This window comes from Pseudomonas sp. Q2-TVG4-2, from assembly GCF_013620795.1.
GTDB lineage: Bacteria > Pseudomonadota > Gammaproteobacteria > Pseudomonadales > Pseudomonadaceae > Stutzerimonas.
Window position 1 is genome coordinate 26,176 of record NZ_LGLW01000008.1, and the last position, 20,502, is coordinate 46,677.

Genomic DNA, 20,502 nt, shown 5'->3' on the forward strand with positions numbered 1-20,502 from the left:
CGAGTCGGTTAGCCGCAGGGTTGCCCTGCGGCTTGTATGCGCGTCATCTGTTCCAGTCGCATGGCAACACCTCCGCCAGCCGCTCCGGTAGAAAGCAGGACAGCTAGGGTCAGTCTTGCCTTGCGCGCACTCAGATCCGTCATTGCGATCGCTCCTCGCTGTTCGAGGCTCGCAAGGCTGCCGGGAAACTCATAGCTTCGGTGCACAGGCCCCGCATAACAGGAACTGACTATCAGGACAGCAATTCCCTGCTGTATGGCACGCCCGACTGGTTCCACCCAACAGGGCGGTACATGGCCCCGCCCTAGCCCATCAATCACTAGGCCGCGAGCCCCGGCAGCGACCGAAGCGTCGATCAAAGTGCTGGGGGCTTCAAGATACGCTGGCACAATGTCGACTCGCGGCAACGCCTCGCCAAGCGCCAACGGAGCCGCTCTGCGAACTGCTTGGACCAGGTGTATCCGGGTCCCGTCGATATAGCCCAGTTTGCCGTAGCCCGGCGAATCGAAACCTTGAAGCTGATAGGTATTGACTTTACGAACGTGGCGGGCAGCAAAGATCGATTCATTGAATACAACCGATGCGCCAACGCCGTGCATGAGGGGGTGCGCCGCCACATTGATCGCGTCTGCAATATTGCGGTACGCATCGGTTCCACGTTCATGGGGCGCACGCTGAGAACCTGTAACAACCAGTGCACAGGTCTTGAGTGATAATGTGATATCCAAGAAATGCGCCGTCTCTTCGAGCGTGTCTGTTCCGTGGGTGATAACGATGCCGTGCACGGCTGGATCACGCGCCAAAGCTTCACAAAGACGATGGATTTCAATCAGATCGGCAAGGGTGATGGCATTGCTGGGCTTTTGCAGAACGGAACAAACCTGGACATCGGTCGTCATCTCTGTCGTGAGAGCCAGACGCTCCAGCAATGACTCCCCGGTCATGGCGCCCGAAGCGTTCAAGCCGCTCTGGCCCGGCAAGCTTGCTATGGTGCCCCCGGTCGTTAGAACAACGACTTTCCGTTTCGTCATCTCGAACCCCATGGTTATGCCAGCGTTGGCAGGGTCGCCTCTCGGTTAAGCGATACAGCAGACATCAGATGTGTGGTGTCATATGCCAGACTAGACAACCGAGGGTGAAACGCAAGGCGGGATTGCGCAAGAGACGGTTCATGGCAGGCGCACGCGTGACACCGACATCTACAACCAGTACAGGCAGAGACGACAAATGAGCTTGACGCCAAAACCACATTGCGCCCTGCGGGGCTCGGGCAGTCTTGGAGGATCTCTCGAGCGCAGTTCCATTACATTGCAGATTCTGGAGCGAATCAAAGCTGCCTTGCTCCGGGGGGAGTTGAATCCAGGCGATTACCTTCCTTCGGAGACGGAGCTGACACAGAGCTTTGGCATTGGCAAATCGAGCGTGCGCGAAGCCATCAAGATGCTTCAGGCAATTGGTGTGGTGGAAGTACAGCGAGGCCGGGGCACTGTCATTCGCAGTGAACCGGGTGAACCACTAGTCGATCCTATGGCTTTTGGGATGATCCTCGCTCGAGGAGTCACCCGAGACGTTCTGGAATTTCGACGCATATTCGAGCCGGCATACACAATTCAGGCCATGACCAATGCCACCGCCGAGGATTACATCCGCATAGAGGAGACCATCCAAGACATGGAAACAGCCATCGCTCTCGGCCAGCAGACCTCTCATCATGACATTGCCTTCCATCGCGCCATTCTGCATACCACCCAGAATCCGATGACGATTCGTGTGGGCGAAACGCTGCTGCAGCTCATACAGGCCGCACTCGAAACATCCATGCAGACGTTGCCGGACGTCGCTCTCAAAGACCATAGAAATATCTATGCAGCCTTCGTGGCGCGCGATGCCAGCGCGGTTCAGGCGGCTATCGAAGAAAGCTCAGAGAGTTGGGAGACGGAGCTGACCTATCGGTGAATAGCATCCGTTGGTGGTCAACTGAATGTTCCTGAGAGACAAGATACGCGGCGGACCGGAGCGTCTCATTGAAAGTCTCTACTGCGCACATCCAGGCCGATAAGCTGATGGGTTAGGTTGCGAAGCCGACCGGCGAGAGCTTACCACCTTGGAAGATGCCCGGGACGCGGTTCAGCGGATGCGCGAGTTGAGCTGCCAGACGATAATCGGCGCATCCACCGTGGTTGAACTGGCCGAACAAGCCGGCCTGCATGGCGTCTTGTCCGTGAGCGCCGACACGGCGCGCAAGGCACGGGAGGAAGCGCTCGGCATCCTGCATGGCCAACGAGTCGAGATCGCCAAGCTGCGCCATCTCGATGGCGTGCTGCGGTATATACCCAAGGGCCGCGACGCTGGATAACAACGGCTTGTCTGGTCGATCAACCCCGCCCTAAAGCAATTACTGGGCGTGCCGGCGAACCTCGCGCTCGGTCGTCCGCTCATGAACTCAACCCGGCCATTGGCGTTGCGGGCGCTCTGCGCAGCGGTATTGGTGAAAAAACAAGGTGATTCGGCTGGGCGCCCTTTCGGTGATCTACGATCCAACAAGCGCCTCCGAACGGAGTTAATCGTCCGGCCTCATCCGGCGCACGACTGAAGACTGGCTGATCTTCAGATGCTTCGCCGCCGCCCGGGTGCTGCCAAAGCGTTCAACGGCTTCCATCACCAGCTCGCGCTCGAAGCGCGCGGTCCGGACCCTAAGATCGGTGGCGGCGTCCTGGCTTTTATTGCGCGATAAGCACAGCTGCGACGGCAGATAATCGGTGCGGATAAGCGAGTCCGGCGTGGTCACGACCAGCCGTTCGATCATATTGTGAAGCTCACGGACGTTCCCGGGCCAGCTGTAGTCAAGCAGCGCCGCCAGCGCCTGCTCGGAAAAGCGTTTGGTGAGGTTGTATTGCCCATTTAGCTCATCCAGAAAATGCTGCACCAGAGGCAATATGTCTTCCCGCCGCTCGCGCAACGGCGGGACGTGAAGTGGCACTACGTTGAGCCGGTAGAAAAGGTCGCTTCTGAATTGGCGCGAATCGACCATTGCCTGCAGGTCCCGGTTGGTTGCCGCGACTATCCGGACGTTGACCGCAATAGAGCGTGTGCTGCCCAAACGCACCAGCGTTTTATCCTGCAGCACCTGTAACAGCTTTACCTGCAGATCGATCGGCAGTTCGCCTATTTCGTCCAGGAAAAGAGTGCCATGGTTGGCTACCTCAATCATCCCGATCTTGCCTTGGCGTTGAGCGCCGGTAAAAGCACCCGCGTCATAGCCGAACAGCTCGGATTCCAGCAGCTCACGTGGAATTGCGCCGCAATTAATTTTCACGAAAGGCCCTTCGCTGCGTGAGCTTTCGGTATGAATGAGGCGGGCCATTACCTCCTTCCCGACGCCGGATTCGCCGGTAATCAGTACGGTGGTATCGACTGTGGCAACCTTCATGGCGAGCATGCCGACCTGCTGCATGCATGGGCTACGCAAGATGATTCCTGCTATAGAGGGACTGCTCATCCTGAGTTGGCTTACCTCCAGCTCATAGCGGCGCAGTTTTTCCTGGGCGCGCGCAAGGTCTTCCTGTAGCTGGATGAGCTCCGTCGTATCACGGGAATTAATAATGACCTTCCGCACGTTGCCCTGCTCATCAAGCAGCGGGATACCCGTAACCATGATCGTCTTGCCGATTCGTGTTTCCTGAATCGCGGTGACCCTTTTACGCGTCTCGATCACACGAGGTGCAATGACGGGCCGGATAAGCCCTGCCCCTTCAAATTCCGAGACATTCCTACCGACCAGGTCCGCCGCTACGATGCCGTAGTTCCGCTCGCAGCCCTCATTGACTAGAAGCGTCTTGCCAGTGCCATCCGTAATGAAGATGCCATCGAATGAATTGCGGTAGATCTCCCTGAAGTCCAGGTACAGCTGTTCGAGCTGCTTGACCTGCGGTGAAAACCTCGCCACTGCTGATGCGGGCCAGAAGACCAATGCCCTGTCGTCGCGCACCGAATGGGCCGCTAACTGATAGTGCTCGCCATCCATGTCCAGCAGTGGATCGCTGAGTATTCCTGTTCGCGCCCAGTCTTCCAGCTTTGGTTCCTGCCAATGGTCGACACCAAGCCTGAGCTGAGTATGGCGAGAGGATAAGTATCCGTTTATCCACACGGTTCCCCCCTGGGATATCTGCAGGATACCAATCGGAAATTGATCAACCAGGGCTGCGACGAACTCGCTTGTAGATGACATATGAAATCTCATGCGATTGATGTGATCAGACGCGTCTTAACGACAGTGGTTGCGATTCATATATGAATCGGTGCGCACTTTCTAAGAGCCCTGTTTCAGGAGCAGCGCCTCTAAAATGGTCGACAACGCACCAAATCAAAGCTGACTCAGATGAGTCGATTATGAATCGAATTAGCCCATTTATACCAAGCAAAGATTTGCTTGTCGCGCTGGCGATTAGAGGAAATGCTGATTAAACAGATAGTTATGACGATTGGCACGGTTGCTGCTATCCGACTGAACATAACGGCGCTCAAGCGCGGTTAAAAAACAATAATGCCGAAAAACGGCGGGAGAACGGATATGACGGCAAAGCTAGTGGTTTCCGAACACGAGGCAGCCATCCCTGAAAGGTACGAGCAGAGACCTTGCTCACCATGCAGGTCGGCGCACTTTCAGAATCTCATACAGACAAAAAAGCGAATCATCGGTCCGCTGCTGTTCGTCACCCTTGGCTTTTTCACAGTGATGACGCTCCTGGCGGGCTATGCCAAGGAGTTCATGACCATCAAGCTGGTCGGTCCGTTGAACGTTGGGTTCAGTTTGATTCTCTTGGCGTACTTTATTTGCTGGGCAGGAGCGCTTCTCTACGTTCGTGCCGCCAACGGGCCATTCGATGCCAAAACCAAACTGGTCATCGAGCATGACGAGAAGAGGAAAGAACCATGAAGGTACTGACGCTGGTTATCTTCTTCATCATCCTGGCGTTGACCCTGGTAGTGACCTACTGGGCGGCCAAACGAACCAATACGGCAAGCGAGTTTTATGCCGCAGGCGGCAACCTCTCCGCGAAGGAAAACGGCTTTGCGCTCGCCGGTGACTGGATGAGCGCCGCTGCGTTTCTCGGATTCACGGGTCTGACTGCCTTGTATGGAATGGACGGCTCGCTTTATGCGGTTTCCGCGCTCGCAGCCTTCTTGCTGATCCTCATGGTGATTGCCGAGCCCATTCGCAACACCGGGCGGTTCACCCTGGGCGACGTGATCGCCTACCGGATGCGCCGGCCAGAGGCCCGGCTGGCTGCGGTGATCGGAACGACTGTCGTAAACCTGGCTTATATGATCCCGCAGATGGCCGGTGCCGGAGTGCTGATGAAGCTGTTGCTCGGCATCCCCTATTCGACCGCAGTGGTATTCGTTGGGATCGGTATGGTCGTCTATGTGCGCTTCGGCGGCATGATTGCCACCACCTGGGTGCAGATCATCAAGGCCGTGCTGTTGCTTTCCACTGCGGCGGTAATCGTCGTGTGGCTGTTGGCAAAGGTCGGTTTCAATCCGTTGAACCTGTTTTCTGCCGTGGAAGATCAATACGGCGCGCAGATGCTTGCGCCCGGCAACTACCTCAAGCATCCGCTGGATACCTTTTCACTGGCCCTGAGCCTGATTGTCGGCACCGCAGGCCTGCCTCACATCATGACGCGGTTCTTCACCGTGCCCGACGCGAAAACCGCACGCAAGTCTGTCATCTGGCTGATGTTTCTGGCGGGCAGCTTCTTCGTCGTGACGACCTTGATCGGTCTGGCTTCGGCAATCTTCGTCGGTCAGGACCAGATCCGCGCGGTCGATAAAGGCGGCAATCTCGCACTGCCGCTACTGGCCCAGTACTTGGGAGGCGGCGCGGGAACCCTCGGGGGCGAGATCTTCCTGGCGGTGGTCTGTGCGGTAGCATTCGCGACGATATTGGCAGTAGTCGCGGGACTTACGCTGGCAACGTCTGGAACCATCGCCCACGATCTGTACGTCAATGTGATCAAGAAGGGCCAGGTAAGCGAGGCCGGGCAGGTGCGCGTTGCCAAGCTTTCCACGCTTGCGGTGGGAGCCCTTGCGATTGGCTTTGGCTTGCTTGCCGAGGGTCTGAATGTCGCCGTCCTGGTAATCCTGGCGATCGCGATCGCGGCATCGGCCAATTTCCCCATCATCCTGTTGTCGCTGTTCTGGCGTCGCTTCAACACTGCTGGTGTGATCGGTGGCGTGGCGGTGGGCGGTATCTCGGCCTTAGGCCTCGCCTATATCGGTCCAGCCTTCATGGGTAAGGACGCGATATTTCCCATCGTCAATCCAACAATTCTCAGCATGCCGCTCGGCTTTCTCGGCGCGTTCGTGGGCACCTGGCTGGGTGGTCGGGATATCGCCAACGAACAGCGTTACGACGAGGTGCTTTTCAAAGCCCATACCGGTGTGAGGACTCAAAATGAACCTGCCTGAGAAATCCATCCATCTTCAACTGCCGCGGCCCATCTGCGAGGCAACCATCCGCCCGGTTCCGGAACACCGCGCGGATCAAGAACTGAGCGAAATCTACCGGGACCTGAAGGCCACGTTCGGCGTTCCCTGGGTCGGGGTCATCACGCAGGCGGTCGCTTACTACCGGCCCTTCTTTGCAGAAGCATGGCGACGCTTCGCGCCGTCGGCGAAAACGCATTTTTTTGAGCGTGCCAGTGATGACATACGGATCCGGTCCTGGGAGCTCATTGGGCAGTCCTTTGTTATCGAAGGCCAGACAGGTCGGCTGCTAGAGATAGGCTATTCGCCGCGTGAGATAGATCAGATTCGGACCGTGCTGGATATCTTCGATTACGGCAATCCGAAATATTTGATGTTCGCCACTGCGATCAAGGAAGGCCTGGTGAGCGGTAGCACGTTCGGGGGCACGGCAAGCGATGCGCGATGCCAATTCCCGCGCTCACCGATCCGCCAGATCGACCCAATTCCTGTAATGGTCGAGGAGCACCACGCGATTGGCGCCCTCTCGCAAATCTATGGCGACATCAAGGACACCCTGCAACTGCCTTTCGTGAACAGCGACTACAAGGCCATGGCTCGCTGGCCGAGCTACCTGGATCAGGCATGGGGCGCGCTGAAACCCTCCATTGATACGCGGGCCTACCAGGCCGCCCGATACCAGATCCATTCGCAGGCACTAGCGGCGCTCGATGGCTTGCCGACTGCTTACCGAATGAGCAGGAACGATGCGCTGCAGGCGGGCCTCAGCGAAGCGCAGGTCGATGAACTCATCCAGGTAATCAGCCTGTTTCAATGGTTGCTCTCGGGACTGGTTCTAAACGTCACGTATTTCAAGCAACAGGCGCTGAAATAAGCATTTATCCAAAGGAAATAACCAATGAAAAACATCCAGGGTATCGTTTTTGATTTGTATGGAACGCTCTACGACGTGCATTCCGTGGTGCAAGCCTGTGAGGAAGTGTATCCGGGCCAAGGCGACGCTATTTCTCGCCTCTGGCGGCAAAAGCAATTGGAATACACCTGGCTCAGGAGCTTGATGGGCCGTTACGTGAATTTCGAGAAAGCAACGGAGGATGCCTTGCGCTTTACCTGCGCGCAGCTGGGTCTGCCGCTTGACAATGAAACCCACCAACGCCTCAGTGACGCCTATCTGCATCTCAACCCCTACTCCGATACTCCTGACGCGCTGCGCCGCTTGAAGGCCGCCGGTCTGCCGCTCGGCATCATTTCCAACGGTTCTCATGGTTCGATCGAGCAAGTCGTGACCAACTCGCAGATGAGCTGGGCGTTCGATCAGCTGATCAGCGTCGAGGAAGTGCAGGTATTCAAACCTGATAGCCGCGTCTATAGCCTTGCGGAGAAGCGCATGGGGTTTCCAAAGGAAAACATCCTCTTCGTGTCATCCAACGCCTGGGATGCGAGTGCAGCCAGCAACTTTGGTTTCCCGGTCTGCTGGATCAATCGGCAAAACGGCGCGTTTGATGAACTGGATGCAAAGCCGACGCACACGGTGCGCAACCTGACCGAAATGGCGGACTGGTTGCTCAGCTCCCTCGGCTAAGCCTTCACACAGACGCTGGAAGGCAACCCGTGTCTCCGCTGGGGACGATATCGCGAAGCGGTTGATCTTCAACGATGCGGGCAAACAGGGTGTACGACTCGGGCCGGGGCATCAGACCTGGCTCGGACCGCACCAGTAGCGAACCCATATATCGGTGGTCACGCATGTACGGTTACTTTTGCCGACTTTCGTTTGGGCGCGCGGTGCTTTGGTGCTATCTAATTTGGTACAGCATTGCAATTGTGCTGTATTTCGATTCCTCCCCCGCGTTGTGGTTAACCTCGCTCGGGATCGGGCTGCTGATGGGCTTCGGCATGCTTTTCAGCTCAACGGGCTTCCCGTCCAGGCCGATCGGTCTTGGCCGCTGGCAGGTATTCCGCTTCTTTTTCATGCCGTTTTGCGCATCCAGCTTCGCCGGGACCGCTAAGGGCCACGGTTTTTGGATCATCGCGTTTCCGACGGCGGGTGAAACCTTAGCAGCCTCATTGGCCTGTGGGATTTTTTGCCTGTGCGTCATCGGTGCGAAGCAACTAAACGATCGCATCAAGTCGGGAAGACTCGGTATCGATCATTCCGACCCCATCGATTCATGATCGCGTGGCGGTCGCCCTGTATTGATTCCAGCCGGAAGCCCTATCAGGCGCTGCTGCTACAACTCGTTCTATAGCGATCGGCGTCTCGGCCTTGCCAGGGCAATCGGTCTTGCCTCCTTTGGTGCGACCTCGGGCAAAAATCGCTGAGCGAACCAAGACCATGAAGCCTTAAGGCACTGGGTATTCGGTACCGTCCTCCGTACAATGCGCGCCACACTTACGCAACCATGTGCCTGTTGGTGGGAATGCCCCTCCTTCATCGCCAAACAGCTCGGCCATTCGATACAGATTTTGCTGTCTCGGTATACCCGCTGGATCGATGGCGAGGATGTCTGAGCGGAGATGAGCAAATGTTCGCCCCCAAAAACGCCCCAGGCCGAAACCTAATACTCTGAAACCCACGAGATAGAGCTTCTTGATTTCTACAGCTAACATCACCATGCAGTTCGGCGCCAAGCCGCTTTTCGAAAACGTCTCTGTCAAGTTCGGCAACGGCAATCGCTACGGCTTGATCGGCGCCAACGGCTGCGGCAAGTCGACCTTCATGAAAATTCTTGGCGGCGATCTGGAACCTTCTGCCGGCCAGGTCATGCTCGAACCCAATGTACGCCTGGGTAAGCTGCGCCAGGACCAGTTCGCCTACGAAGATTTCAACGTCATCGACACAGTGATCATGGGTCATGAGGAGCTCTGGAAGGTCAAGGCCGAGCGCGAGCGCATCTACTCGCTGCCGGAAATGAGCGAAGAGGATGGCATGGCGGTCGCCGAGCTGGAGACAGAATTCGCCGAGATGGACGGCTACACCGCCGAATCCCGTGCCGGCGAATTGCTGCTGGGTCTGGGTATTCCGCTGGAACAACACTTCGGCCCGATGAGCGAAGTGGCGCCGGGTTGGAAACTGCGGGTGCTGCTGGCTCAGGCGCTGTTCTCCGATCCCGAAGTGTTGCTGCTCGACGAGCCGACCAACCACCTGGATATCAACACCATCCGCTGGCTGGAAAACATTCTCACGGCGCGTAACAGCACCATGATCATCATTTCCCACGACCGGCACTTCCTGAACAGCGTGTGCACACACATGGCCGATCTCGATTACGGTGAGCTGCGGCTGTTCCCAGGCAACTACGATGAGTACATGACAGCGGCCACCCAATCGCGTGAGCAGCTGCTGGCCGACAACGCCAAGAAGAAGGCGCAGATCGCCGAACTACAGACCTTCGTCAGCCGCTTCTCGGCCAACGCCTCGAAAGCCAAGCAGGCAACCTCCCGCGCCAAGCAGATCGACAAGATTCAGCTGGCCGAAGTCAAACCCTCGAGCCGCGTCAGCCCGTTCATCCGCTTCGAGCAGACCAAGAAACTGCATCGCCAGGCAGTGACCGTGGAGAACATGGCCAAGGCCTTCGATGGCAAGACGCTGTTCAAGAATTTCAGCTTCACGGTCGAGGCCGGTGAGCGGGTCGCCATCATCGGGCCGAACGGCATCGGCAAAACAACGCTGTTACGCACCCTGGTCGGTGAACTGCAACCGGATGCAGGCTCGGTGAAATGGACCGAAAGTGCGGATCTTGGCTACTACGCGCAGGACCATGCCGACGACTTCGAAGATGACGTGTCGCTGTTCGACTGGATGGGTCAGTGGACCCAGGGTGGCGAACAAGTCGTGCGTGGCACGCTGGGTCGCATGTTGTTCTCCAACGATGAAATTCTCAAATCCGTTCGGGTGATTTCTGGTGGTGAACAGGGCCGCATGCTGTTCGGCAAGCTGATTCTGAAAAAACCCAACGTTCTGGTGATGGATGAGCCCACCAACCACCTGGACATGGAATCTATCGAGGCGTTGAACCTCGCGTTGGAAAACTATCCAGGCACCTTGATCTTCGTCAGCCATGACCGGGAGTTCGTCGGCTCGCTGGCGACGCGCATCATCGAGCTATCGGATTCAGGCGTGACCGACTTCAGCGGCACCTACGACGACTATCTGCGAAGCCTCGGTGTGATCTGAGGGTTGCCGGCAATAAAAAAACGCCCCTTCAGTGCGGGGCGTTTTGCATGAACCGTTTACGTCAGGCGGCTTCGAACAGCTCCTCGATTGCCTGCTGTGCAGCTGTCATCGCCGTTTCGCGTGCATCACCACCCATGGCGAGACCATGAGCCCGGACGATCTCGATATCGGTGATGCCGAGAAAGCCCAGCACCAACCTCAAGTAGCCCTCGTGGGCGACACCGGTGGGCTGATCGGCGTGCATACCTCCGGCGGTTGAAACGAGAATGACGCGCTTGCCGCCAGCCAAGCCTTCCGCGCCGTTGGGGCCGTAGCGGAAGGTCTTGCCTGCCACGGCGATACGATCGATCCACGCCTTGAGCTGACTGGGCACGCTGAAGTTGTACATTGGCGCGCCGATGATCAGCAGATCCGCCGCGAGAAATTCGTTCAACGTTGCTTCTGCCAATGCGGCTGCTTGACGCTGCGCGGCGTCGCGCAGCTCGTCGGGAGTGCCGGCCGCAGCCAGGCTCGCCCCGGATAGGTGGGTCAGTTCTTCAGCGGCGAGATCACGATAGCGCAAGATGCTTTCCGGCTCGGCAGCCCGCACGGCGGTCGCGACGGCGTGGGTGAGCTGACGCGAAGCCGAGGCGTCGCCGAGGATGCTCGAGTCAAGGTGCAGTACGTTCATATCAAGTCTCCGTCGCAGGTTCGTTTCGATGGAGAAAGCCTACCGATGAATCCAATCAATGATTAGTCAGCAAAAATGCGATAGTTTGTCCTGCACATAGGACGATACAACCATGCAAGACCTCAACGACCTTTTTTACTTCGCCAAGGTGGTCGAAGCCGGTGGGTTTGCCGCAGCCGGTCGCCAGCTCGGCATCCCCAAATCACGGCTGTCACGGCGAATCGCAGAGCTTGAAGAGCGCCTCGGTGCGCGATTGCTTCAGCGCACCACGCGAAAGCTGGCAGTGACCGAAGTTGGCGATCGCTACTATCGCCACTGTCAGGCGATGCTGCTTGAAGCGGAACAGGCAGACGAAGTCGTGGCAAGCCTTATCAGCGAACCCAGAGGGCGCGTGCGTGTTTCCTGCCCCGTAGCGGTGGCTGGATTCTCCGACGTGGTAGCGGGTTTTCTTATGGCCTATCCGCTGGTGACGCTTGAAACCATCGTGACCAACCGGCGCGTGGATCTGGTCAACGAGGGCATTGACGTCGCCTTGCGGGTTCGTACCGCAGATGATGAGGATCCTTCGCTGATCGTCCGTCGTCTGCAGCCGGCCATCGCCTATCTCGTTTGCTCGCCCAGTCTGCTTGGCGAGCAGCTCATCAATCACCCCGAAGACTTGGCAAAGCTCCCTGCGCTAGGCGCACCAGATGCGGACCGCAAGGTGCGCTACCGGCTCTTCAACGACGATGGTGAAGTCCGTGAGGTCGCGCTGGAGCCACGGCTTGTTGTCGATGACTTCGGCGTTCGAAAGGCCTCGGCGCTGGCGGGGCTCGGCTTGACCTTGTTGCCGCGTGGTTACTGCGAAGACGAACTGGCAAGCGGCCAGCTAATTCGTGTTTTACCAGGCTGGACGTTACCAGGCGGCTATTTGCAGATTGCATATCTTCATCGGCGCGGAATGCTGCCTGCAGTTCGCGCCTGGATAGATCATCTCGTGAAAGTTTTCGGTCAGGATTAACGCGTTACGCCTGTCGAAACGCATCCCTTCACTTAAACCGGCAGCTGTATCAGCACCTCCAAACGTTGGAGGTACAGGTAATCCAGCCACATCATCTGGTGCGCCATGACAATCAGCCAGAACACCAATTGGAACGAGAACTTGCGAGTCTTGTGCCGTAGCAGTTGCTGCGCCAGTAATGCACCTGGCCAGCCGCCGAATAACTCAATCAGATGCAAGCGGGCCTCCGGCGTACGCCAACCACTGCGCAGCGCGCTGCGTTTGTCATGCAGATACAACCCAAAGGCCACCAGACTCCCCACTAGGTAAGCAAGAACCGGCCAATAGTGGTCCTGTTCCGCCAATCGAAGAGTACCGAGCGTCGGCAGGACACAGAGCAGGATCAAACCCACCAATCTAAATACAGGCTGTCGAGTCGCCCCTTTATGCCGATTTCGGAGCTCGGGCTTGGTGGGTCTCGCTGACTGATACGTTGGTGTAGCCGGCTTACCGCGAGTGGCTGGTTCGTCGAGCGACAGCGGGGCATCCAGACGAATATGCGTGGCGTGCAAGCGTCCGCCTTTGTCACGCTCGCGCAGGTACAACACGCGGTCGCCCTGCATCGGTCGGCGAGGACCACGCATGGCCGAGATGTGAGCGAAGATGTCTTCACCGCCCTGCTCCGGCCGGATAAAGCCGAACCCCTTTTTATCGTTCCAGCTTTTCAGCTGACCGCGTAGTTCCATGACAGCTAGGCCGGTGGCAAAACCGGGGATTTTAATGCCTTTGCTCGCTAGCGGGGAGCCGCTCCTCCGCTATCGGGACGGCAGATACCGGCGATCTAGAAAGTCCAACAGCAGTCTGTTGACTTGCTCCGGCTGCTCGCTCTGTACCCAATGGCCGCAATTGCCGAGCACGTGCTGCTCCAGGTCAGGAACCCAGGCAGGCATCTTCTGCAACGTATGCGCTTCGAGCGTACCGACTGGATCCTTGTCACCCAGCAGGAACAGCGCCGGCTGTTCGACCTTGCGCTCGGACAGTGGCGCAGTCCGCTCCCAGTTACGCTCGAAATTGCGGTACCAGTTGAGCGCACCGTGAAATCCGCGCCCCTCGAAGGTACGCACGTAAACGGTAAAGGCTTCCGGGCCGCACCAGGCCGGGGGCGAGCCCGGGTCCTGCATGCCTAGATAGAGCGAGCTCCCAGCAGGCTTTTCCTGTAGAAAAAAGCCCTTAGGGACCGCTGCTGATGTGTTGTGCATCATCATCCGCAAGGTCCGTCGGACATCCTGATCCAGCTCGGCCTCGGCAATGCCTGGCTCCTGGAAATAGAGGATGTAGTTGAAGCGTTCGGCGTAGTGGCTGCGGATGATCTCGATGGCAGGCTTTTTTGGCCGTCCACCATACGGAACGGCCATGGCACCCACCGCCTTGACTCGCTCCGGCTCGAGCAGGGCCAGATGCCAGGCAACCGGTGCGCCCCAATCATGACCCACCACTGCCACAGAACGCTGCCCGAGCAGATCCATCGCTGCCTGGATATCTGCGCAGACGGTTATCAGATCGTAGCTGGCGACATCGCTCGGTGCGGTGGTCTGGCCATAGCCGCGCATCTCCGGAACCATCGCGCGGTAGCCTGCATCGGCCAATGCCTGTATTTGGCGGCGCCATGAGTACCAGCTTTCTGGAAACCCATGAACCAACCAAACCACAGGGCCCTGCGTCGGTCCGGCACAATAAACGCTGAGGGTGATGCCATTGACTGAAAGCAGTTGATGTTCGTATGCGTGCACGGAGCGCTCCTTCAGCTATCTGCCTTTGGTGCGTTCAGCCAGCAGCGGTACTCCAGTCAATCAGGCTGAACTGCCAGGTGGCCAGAATGATGATGCCGAAGATGATCCGGTACCAGGCAAATGCCGCATAGCTATGGTTGCCTATAAATTTCAACAAGGCGCGTACTGCCAGCATTGCGAAAATGAACGAAGTGACGAACCCGATCGCGAAAACCGGAAAGTCGCCCGGCTGGAACAGGTCACGGTATTTGTAGCCCGAATAGACCGCGGCACCGACCATGGTCGGCATCGCCAGGAAGAAGGAAAACTCTGTGGCCGCCTTGCGGGAAAGACCGAACAGCAATCCGCCAATGATGGTAGCGCCGGAACGGGATGTTCCGGGGATGAGTGCCAGGCATTGCGCGAAGCCTACCTTGAGCGCATGAGTCCAGCGCATGTCGTCGACGGTTTCGGCCTGAACGTCATGTTGGCGTTTTTCCGCCCAGAGCATAACCACGCCGCCGATGACCAAAGCCGCTGCCACGGTGATCGGGTTGAACAGGTATTCGTGAATCAGATCCGCAAAGGTCACACCTAGGACGACGGCTGGTAAGAATGCCACCACCAGGTTAGCCGTGAACTTTTGCGCCTGTTGCTCCTTGGGAAGCCCGATCACTACATCGATAATCTTGCAGCGATATTCCCAGACCACCGCCAGGATAGCGCCCAGCTGAATGATGATGTTGAAGGCCAGCGCTCGCTCTCCGCCGAAACCGATTAGATCGGCAACGATGATCTGATGCCCGGTGCTGGAGATCGGCAGGAATTCCGTAATGCCCTCGACCACGCCTAGAAGCAACGCCTGGAAGGCGATCCAAAAATCCATCTAATCCCCAATAGCGGCGCAAACCACCGCACTTGAATATGCAACAAAGGTATATGTCAGATAGCCACTGCAGGCGCTGTTCTGACCTGCTTCTGACAATTAAATTCAATGAGTTGACGACAGCCCTCATCTTTTTTCCGCTGATGCCGAAAAGCTGTCCGACGGCCCAGCAAAACGTCTGCTGCCACAGCGCAAGTGATCAAGGCGAATCATGGCGCCATGCTCCACCCAGAGCCGCCGACACAATAATAAACAAGACAAAGTCTCAACAGGAGCTTACAACCCAATGAATCTGCTGCGAAATTTCCCAATCAGTAAGCGCCTCTGGCTGATCCCTATGGTCGCTGTCGCCATGCTCTTTGTTCTCGGCCTGTTGATGGTTCAACAAGTGCGGATCGACCTGTACAAGGGCAAGCAGGTCATGACCCAGAACATCGTCGAGACGGCAACCGGCGTTCTTGGCTACTACCAGCAGCTCGAGGCAAATGGTTCTCTGAGCACTGCGCAAGCGCAGAAGGCCGCAATGGACCAGATTCGGCTGCTCCGTTACGGGCAGAACGACTATTTCTGGATCAACGACATGAACCCGACGATGCTCATGCATCCTATGAAGCCCGAACTCGAAGGTAAGGATCTCTCCCAGACCAAGGACCCGAACGGCAAGGCGCTGTTCAACGAGATGGTCAAGGTTGCACGACTTCATGGTGCCGGCCTGGTGGATTACGAGTGGGCGAAGCCGGGAGAGAAAAACCCCGTCCCGAAGATCTCCTACGTCGAGCTGTTCAAGCCCTGGGGCTGGATCATCGGCTCGGGCATCTACGTCGACGACGTCGAGGCGGAGTTCCAGAACTATGTGGTTCGCTTCTCCACCATCGGCCTGGCCATCGCCGTCCTGATGGCGTTGCTGGTCGCGATCCTCATCCGCAGCATTACCCAGCCGCTGCGCCATTCGATGCAAGCCATGGCCAACATAGCGAGCGGCGAAGCCGACCTTACGCGCAGCCTTGACGTGTCGGGGAACGATGAGCTGACGACCCTGAGTCGCGACTTCAATATGTTTATTCAGAAGCTCCGCACTGTCATGGCGCAGCTGTTCGAGACGTCCGGCTCGCTGGAAAAATCGTCCAACTCGCTGGGCGGACTGGCCAGTCAGGCGCACAAGCAAAGCCAGCAGCAATCACAGCAAATGGAACTGGTCGCCACCGCGGTGAACGAAGTCACCTACGCCGTGCAGGAAGTGGCGAAGAATGCCGAGCATGCCTCGAACGAAGTCGGTGATGCGGAAAAGCAGGCCAGCCAGGGTCAGCGCAATATCAAAGCCAGCCTTCAGCAGATCGACCAGCTGTCCACCACCATCAACGAAGCGGTTGGGGTGATTCAATCTCTAGCCGACGAAACCACCAAGATTGGTTCGGTTCTCGAAGTCATCGGATCGATCGCTGATCAGACCAACCTCCTCGCGCTGAACGCTGCGATCGAGGCTGCTCGCGCTGGCGAGCAAGGCCGCGGCTTCGCCGTCGTAGCTGACGAGGTCCGTCTGCTGGCGCAGCGCACCCAGACCTCAACCGCAGAAATCCACACGATGATCGATCGCCTGCAGAAAAATTCAGGCGCTGCCGTCACCGTCATCATGGAAAGCAGTCGAGCCTCTCAGGCTACGGTCGAACAGGCCAGCCAGGCCGGACAGAGCCTCGACCAGATCGCGCAGGCTCTGCGCAATCTGTCTGGCCTTAACGCCTCGATCGCCAGCGCAACGTTGCAACAGACGCACGTGGTCGAGGACATCAATCAGAACGTCACTCAAGCCGCGGGGCTGGCACAGGAAAGTACCCAGGCCGCCGAGCAATCAAGCGCGGCAGGCAAAGAGCTCGGCGAGCTGGCCGAGCAGCTGAACCGCCTGCTGAAGCAGTTCAAGGTCTGACCGCTAAGCGCCAATACCGACCTGCTTTTGTATACAGATGGTCAGTCTCCCAACGGGAGCTGACCGTCTATCTGGTTTAACTGATTGCGGGCTTTTCATCACACCGAAGCAGCCCAAGCGATGAAGAACGCCGACACCAAGACAACCTCAAACGTGCTGTAACCCAGCTAAACCGAGGCTTCAACGGCAGGTTAATCTGGAAACGCTGCGTAGAACTAAGCCTATACTTTCGGCTAATTGCAAAAATTTTCCTCAACCACGAACTCTCAATGTGACTTATCAGTCCTCTGTGTACATCAATGGATATGTAAGGCCAACGCCGGCAGCCTGGCGGCAGGCTCCAATCCGATCTTGGTTATCACACAGAGAGACATGCCCCATGAATAGCCCCCTTCGTTTCAACGACGCCCTTCTCATTACTGATCGTGCATTCAAGCCGTTCCAGTGCGTCGCCTGGACGCTACTCGAAGGCAATGGCGAACTCAGCATCACCGTCGTAGATCGCAGCGAATCGCGCGCCGTCGGCCGTTGCAAGCTGTCCAGCAGTGTCTATTCCGACCCGGTCAAACTCGGCGAGTCCCTGGAACAGGCGCGCGCCGACCTGAGCCGCCAGGGCGTTAACCTCGCTCCCTGGCATATGCCGGAATAAATACCCGCCCCGATTACCAAAGGCCCGGATGTTTAAACACCGGGCCTTTTTCGTTGTACGGACGCACCGCGGCACACCGGGTCCCGCTTATTCAACTGATCCATTCGCTTGTTTCACGGTCCCAGCAATAAGTGAATCAAGAGGAGTGAGCAATGAAAGGTGCAGAAGCCTACGTCAACGATCAGTGGCATAGCAGTGGACTGGCCAACCTGCCGGAGGGTCCTGAGGGCCATTGCATCACGTTGAAATTCATCATCCCGCGCGATGCTCAGTTCACCGGGTTGATCACCCATGTCTGCGAAGTGGCACACCGACGGTTGAGTGAGTTCTACGTAGGCCGAAAAGTGACGCATCGACCCGTGCAAGGCTCAGTCGTCGGGGACGGCAGTGGCGACGGGATAGACCTTGTGTTCGATGTCGCCTCCGCAGAATGAACAAACGCCACACCGGAGCATGACCATGACCAGTCAACGCCTTGCACTCAATGAAGCCATGCGCATCAGCGAAATGGCCTTTCTGCCCTGCCATGCGACCGCCATGGCCGATAACGAGGACGCCAGCTTTTCACTGAGGGTGGTCGACGCTGCTGGAGACGAAATATTGTCGATTCCTCATATCGCTCGCTCCCAATATACCGATCCCGTTCACCTTGCCGGGCTGCTGGAAAACGCGCGGCTGCAGCTCAGCAAGGATGGCGTACCGCTGGGCGCATGGTCCATGCCTTCGCAGCCGGGCACCAACGGATGATCGGGCTCGGCTGAGAGGAACCAGCGTGACCGCTTTCGATTGGCAGCGAATGCTGTTGAATGACTTTCCGCTGTTGTTCTTGGCCGAGGTGGCGCTACGCGCACTGTTCGCCTTTGCTGCGGTGTTTCTGTTTCTGAAAATCAGCGGGCGTCGAGGGGTTCGACAACTGTCGTTGTTCGAGCTGGTGGTGATTCTGACTCTGGGGTCCGCAGCCGGTGACGTATCCTTCTATGAAGATGTACCGCTGCTACCGATAGCGGCGGTGTTCGTCACCCTATTGCTGCTCTATCGGGCGACGGTGTGGGCCATGACATGCAGCGAGCGGTTCTCCAATTGGATGGAAGGCAAACCGGTGACCATCATCAAGAATGGTCTGTACGAGCTGAACAGCCTTGAACAGCTGAACATTTCCTCTGACGAGTTCTTCATGGAGTTGCGCCAGCAAGGCGTCGAACATCTGGGTCAGGTCCGCCTGGGCATTCTCGAAACCGACGGAGATGTCAGCCTCTTCTTCCAAGACGCCGAATCGATACGCCCCGGGCTCTCGGTGCTGCCGCGGGAGTATCGATCCATGTACCGGCAGGTACCGGCCAGCGGTCTTTATGCATGCACGCGCTGCGGATATCCGCAAATCATCGAGGGGCAGCAGTCGGCGGTCTGCCCACGCTGCAGCAACGAGCAATGGGCCCTTGCGTTGACCAACCCTCGCTTGCGCTGATATGCGGCGCGAACCCCCTCCGCTTGCATCGGTCCCTTATAGGGACAGGCACCGCGACGGGACCCTTCCGCGCGACTGCGCTTTTCACTCGCGATTCAGGAGCACACTTATGCTAGGCGACTATTCCTCGATAAATGAACATCTCGAAACCGCACGAAAGCACGCTGACCATGCTGAGACAAGCGCAGATCCGGCGATTTATCGCGAAGCGATTGATGAGCTGGTAGCCGCGATTCGGTTGTTGATGCGCAATAGTGAAGAAAAGGAAAGCTGATCGCATACGCAGCCAGCCTCATGTGCCGCCGGCTCTCGCTGGGCGGTCACTGGCCAGAAGGACCGTGGCCTGACCATATTGCCCAGCGCCGGAACGACGTTAAGAAAGGAGTTTCGAATGCTGGTTGATCAGAGCAGTGAGACGTCTCTCGGTTTGGCGGAAGGTGTACGTCCGGTGCCAGCGGACGAGCAACCCGATACGGGCACGGCGCTCTGCCCGCCTCTGCCAGTCGACCTGCACTACGTCGATGACAGCAGTCCTGGCATCAGGCGCCGGGTACTGAGGGGCAAGTTCGCTTACTTCCTGCCAACGGGAGAGCGCATTCGGGATGCCGCAGAGGTCACGCGCATCAACAAGCTGGCCATCCCCCCGGCGTACAGAGATGTCTGGATATGCCCCGACCCACAAGGCCATATGCAGGCCACCGGGCGCGATGCACGCGGCCGCAAGCAGTATCGCTATCACCCCCGTTGGCGCGAGATTCGTGACAGCAATAAATATGAGCGCATCCTGGCATTTGGCGCTGCCTTGCCCCGGTTGCGCGCACGGATGGAACAGCACTTGGCCCTGCGCGGAATGCCGCGGGAGAAAGTCATGGCACTAGTCGTACAGCTGCTGGAGTCGACCCTGATTCGTGTCGGCAATTCGCGTTATGCGCGTGAAAACCGTTCCTATGGCCTGACCACGCTACGGACCCGCCACGTAGCCGTGCAAGGTGCCGCGATCCGATTTCAATTTCGCGGTAAAAGCGGCGTAGAGCATCATGTCACCCTACGGAACCAGCGTCTCGCGCGCATCATGCGTCGCTGTATGGAGCTCCCCGGGCAGCACCTTTTCCAGTATCTGGACGAAGACGGTGTACGTCATCCGGTGAGCTCCAACGACGTGAATCAGTTCATTCAACAGATGACCGGCGGCGACTTTACCGCTAAGGACTACCGCACTTGGGCGGGCAGCGCGCTGGCATTGGAGTATCTGCGCAAGTGTGTATGGAAACCGGACGCCGCGGCCCGCCACAACCTAGCCGAAACGATTAAGGAAGTGTCCCGCCAGCTTGGCAACACCCCGGCCGTATGCCGCCAGTGCTACGTCCATCCCGACGTCCTGGAGGCCTTTGCTTCGGGCGAGCTCGCGCAGCTGCCCAAGGCGAGAAAGCGCAAGTGGATGAGCAGCGAGGAAGTCACCTTGCTGAACTTTCTGACCGCGCGCGGTTGCGCGTGACA

Annotated in this window: 21 protein-coding genes and 3 pseudogenes; 18 read left to right on the forward strand and 6 right to left on the reverse strand. The window is 57.7% G+C overall.

The window, feature by feature from the left end; all coding sequences use genetic code 11:
* Window positions 1-8 precede the first annotated feature (8 nt).
* Window positions 9-1,043 carry an asparaginase gene (locus tag H3028_RS16975; protein WP_219920239.1) on the reverse strand — a complete coding sequence of 345 codons (1,035 nt, stop codon included), beginning with the start codon at window positions 1,041-1,043 and terminating at the stop codon, window positions 9-11.
* A gap of 184 nt (window positions 1,044-1,227) precedes the next feature.
* On the opposite strand from H3028_RS16975, the gene H3028_RS16980 reads away from it, so the two are divergent.
* A complete protein-coding gene (locus H3028_RS16980) occupies window positions 1,228-1,956 on the forward strand; it encodes a FadR/GntR family transcriptional regulator (RefSeq protein WP_181298411.1) in 729 nt (242 codons plus the stop codon).
* A 148-nt stretch (window positions 1,957-2,104) separates the two neighbouring features.
* A complete protein-coding gene (locus H3028_RS21325) occupies window positions 2,105-2,356 on the forward strand; it encodes a PrpR N-terminal domain-containing protein (protein ID WP_258237832.1) in 252 nt (83 codons plus the stop codon).
* Window positions 2,357-2,560: 204 nt separating this feature from the next.
* On the opposite strand, the gene H3028_RS16990 is transcribed toward H3028_RS21325, so the two are convergent.
* Entirely contained in the window at window positions 2,561-4,228 is a 1,668-nt protein-coding gene (locus tag H3028_RS16990) for a sigma-54-dependent Fis family transcriptional regulator (protein WP_181298412.1), read from the reverse strand.
* A gap of 342 nt (window positions 4,229-4,570) precedes the next feature.
* Between H3028_RS16990 and H3028_RS16995 the strand changes: the two genes are divergently transcribed.
* The 7 genes and pseudogenes from H3028_RS16995 (at window position 4,571) to H3028_RS17020 (ending at window position 10,666) form a co-directional block, all read left to right on the forward strand.
* Window positions 4,571-4,936, forward strand: coding sequence for a DUF485 domain-containing protein (locus H3028_RS16995; RefSeq protein WP_181298413.1), 366 nt, complete (start codon window positions 4,571-4,573; stop codon window positions 4,934-4,936).
* On the forward strand, window positions 4,933-6,471 hold the full coding sequence (locus H3028_RS17000; RefSeq protein WP_181298414.1) for a cation acetate symporter: 1,539 nt from the start codon (window positions 4,933-4,935) through the stop codon (window positions 6,469-6,471). Before H3028_RS16995 ends, H3028_RS17000 begins: the two co-directional genes overlap by 4 nt.
* The gene (locus H3028_RS17005) at window positions 6,458-7,363 is read left to right on the forward strand and encodes a halocarboxylic acid dehydrogenase DehI family protein (RefSeq protein ID WP_181298415.1); all 906 of its coding nucleotides are present in this window, start codon (window positions 6,458-6,460) and stop codon (window positions 7,361-7,363) included. The genes H3028_RS17000 and H3028_RS17005 overlap by 14 nt, the downstream gene beginning before the upstream one ends.
* A 24-nt stretch (window positions 7,364-7,387) precedes the next feature.
* On the forward strand, window positions 7,388-8,071 hold the full coding sequence (locus H3028_RS17010; protein WP_181298416.1) for a haloacid dehalogenase type II: 684 nt from the start codon (window positions 7,388-7,390) through the stop codon (window positions 8,069-8,071).
* 164 nt (window positions 8,072-8,235) lie between these two features.
* The gene (locus H3028_RS17015) at window positions 8,236-8,664 is read left to right on the forward strand and encodes a hypothetical protein (RefSeq protein ID WP_181298417.1); all 429 of its coding nucleotides are present in this window, start codon (window positions 8,236-8,238) and stop codon (window positions 8,662-8,664) included.
* 164 nt (window positions 8,665-8,828) lie between these two features.
* Window positions 8,829-9,000: pseudogene (locus H3028_RS21330) on the forward strand (site-specific integrase); the annotation flags it as partial.
* 79 nt (window positions 9,001-9,079) lie between these two features.
* Window positions 9,080-10,666, forward strand: a complete 1,587-nt coding sequence (locus H3028_RS17020; RefSeq protein ID WP_181298418.1) for an ABC-F family ATPase — start codon at window positions 9,080-9,082, stop codon at window positions 10,664-10,666.
* A 61-nt stretch (window positions 10,667-10,727) separates the two neighbouring features.
* Here H3028_RS17020 and H3028_RS17025 read toward each other — a convergent pair whose 3' ends face one another.
* Window positions 10,728-11,336: an NAD(P)H-dependent oxidoreductase gene (locus H3028_RS17025; protein ID WP_181298419.1), complete on the reverse strand. Its 609-nt coding sequence runs from the start codon at window positions 11,334-11,336 to the stop codon at window positions 10,728-10,730.
* Between the two features lie 112 nt (window positions 11,337-11,448).
* Here H3028_RS17025 and H3028_RS17030 point away from each other — a divergent pair, with 112 nt between their 5' ends.
* Window positions 11,449-12,336: a LysR substrate-binding domain-containing protein gene (locus tag H3028_RS17030; protein WP_181298420.1), complete on the forward strand. Its 888-nt coding sequence runs from the start codon at window positions 11,449-11,451 to the stop codon at window positions 12,334-12,336.
* Window positions 12,337-12,368: 32 nt separating this feature from the next.
* On the opposite strand, the gene H3028_RS17035 is transcribed toward H3028_RS17030, so the two are convergent.
* From H3028_RS17035 to H3028_RS17045, 3 genes are all read right to left on the reverse strand, one after another.
* Window positions 12,369-13,061 (reverse strand): DUF1294 domain-containing protein, encoded by a 693-nt coding sequence (locus tag H3028_RS17035; RefSeq protein ID WP_181298421.1) that lies wholly within the window; start codon window positions 13,059-13,061, stop codon window positions 12,369-12,371.
* A 69-nt stretch (window positions 13,062-13,130) separates the two neighbouring features.
* Entirely contained in the window at window positions 13,131-14,105 is a 975-nt protein-coding gene (locus tag H3028_RS17040) for an alpha/beta fold hydrolase (protein WP_181298422.1), read from the reverse strand.
* Window positions 14,106-14,139: 34 nt separating this feature from the next.
* On the reverse strand, window positions 14,140-14,970 hold the full coding sequence (locus tag H3028_RS17045; protein WP_181298423.1) for an undecaprenyl-diphosphate phosphatase: 831 nt from the start codon (window positions 14,968-14,970) through the stop codon (window positions 14,140-14,142).
* A 376-nt stretch (window positions 14,971-15,346) separates the two neighbouring features.
* On the opposite strand from H3028_RS17045, the pseudogene H3028_RS21650 reads away from it, so the two are divergent.
* The 8 genes and pseudogenes from H3028_RS21650 to H3028_RS17080 form a co-directional block, all read left to right on the forward strand.
* Window positions 15,347-16,033 (forward strand): annotated as a pseudogene (locus H3028_RS21650) (cache domain-containing protein); the annotation flags it as partial.
* Between the two features lie 270 nt (window positions 16,034-16,303).
* Window positions 16,304-16,891: pseudogene (locus tag H3028_RS21655) on the forward strand (methyl-accepting chemotaxis protein); the annotation flags it as partial.
* Window positions 16,892-17,270: 379 nt separating this feature from the next.
* A complete protein-coding gene (locus H3028_RS17055) occupies window positions 17,271-17,540 on the forward strand; it encodes a hypothetical protein (protein ID WP_168423708.1) in 270 nt (89 codons plus the stop codon).
* 152 nt (window positions 17,541-17,692) lie between these two features.
* Window positions 17,693-17,974, forward strand: coding sequence for a hypothetical protein (locus tag H3028_RS17060; protein ID WP_181298425.1), 282 nt, complete (start codon window positions 17,693-17,695; stop codon window positions 17,972-17,974).
* Window positions 17,975-17,999: 25 nt separating this feature from the next.
* The gene (locus tag H3028_RS17065; protein WP_181298426.1) at window positions 18,000-18,287 is read left to right on the forward strand and encodes a hypothetical protein; all 288 of its coding nucleotides are present in this window, start codon (window positions 18,000-18,002) and stop codon (window positions 18,285-18,287) included.
* Window positions 18,288-18,312: 25 nt separating this feature from the next.
* Entirely contained in the window at window positions 18,313-19,005 is a 693-nt protein-coding gene (locus H3028_RS17070; protein WP_181298427.1) for a DUF421 domain-containing protein, read from the forward strand.
* Window positions 19,006-19,114: 109 nt separating this feature from the next.
* Window positions 19,115-19,279 carry a hypothetical protein gene (locus H3028_RS17075; protein ID WP_168423712.1) on the forward strand — a complete coding sequence of 55 codons (165 nt, stop codon included), beginning with the start codon at window positions 19,115-19,117 and terminating at the stop codon, window positions 19,277-19,279.
* 117 nt (window positions 19,280-19,396) lie between these two features.
* Window positions 19,397-20,500, forward strand: a complete 1,104-nt coding sequence (locus H3028_RS17080) for a DNA topoisomerase IB (protein ID WP_181298428.1) — start codon at window positions 19,397-19,399, stop codon at window positions 20,498-20,500.
* Window positions 20,501-20,502 lie beyond the last annotated feature (2 nt).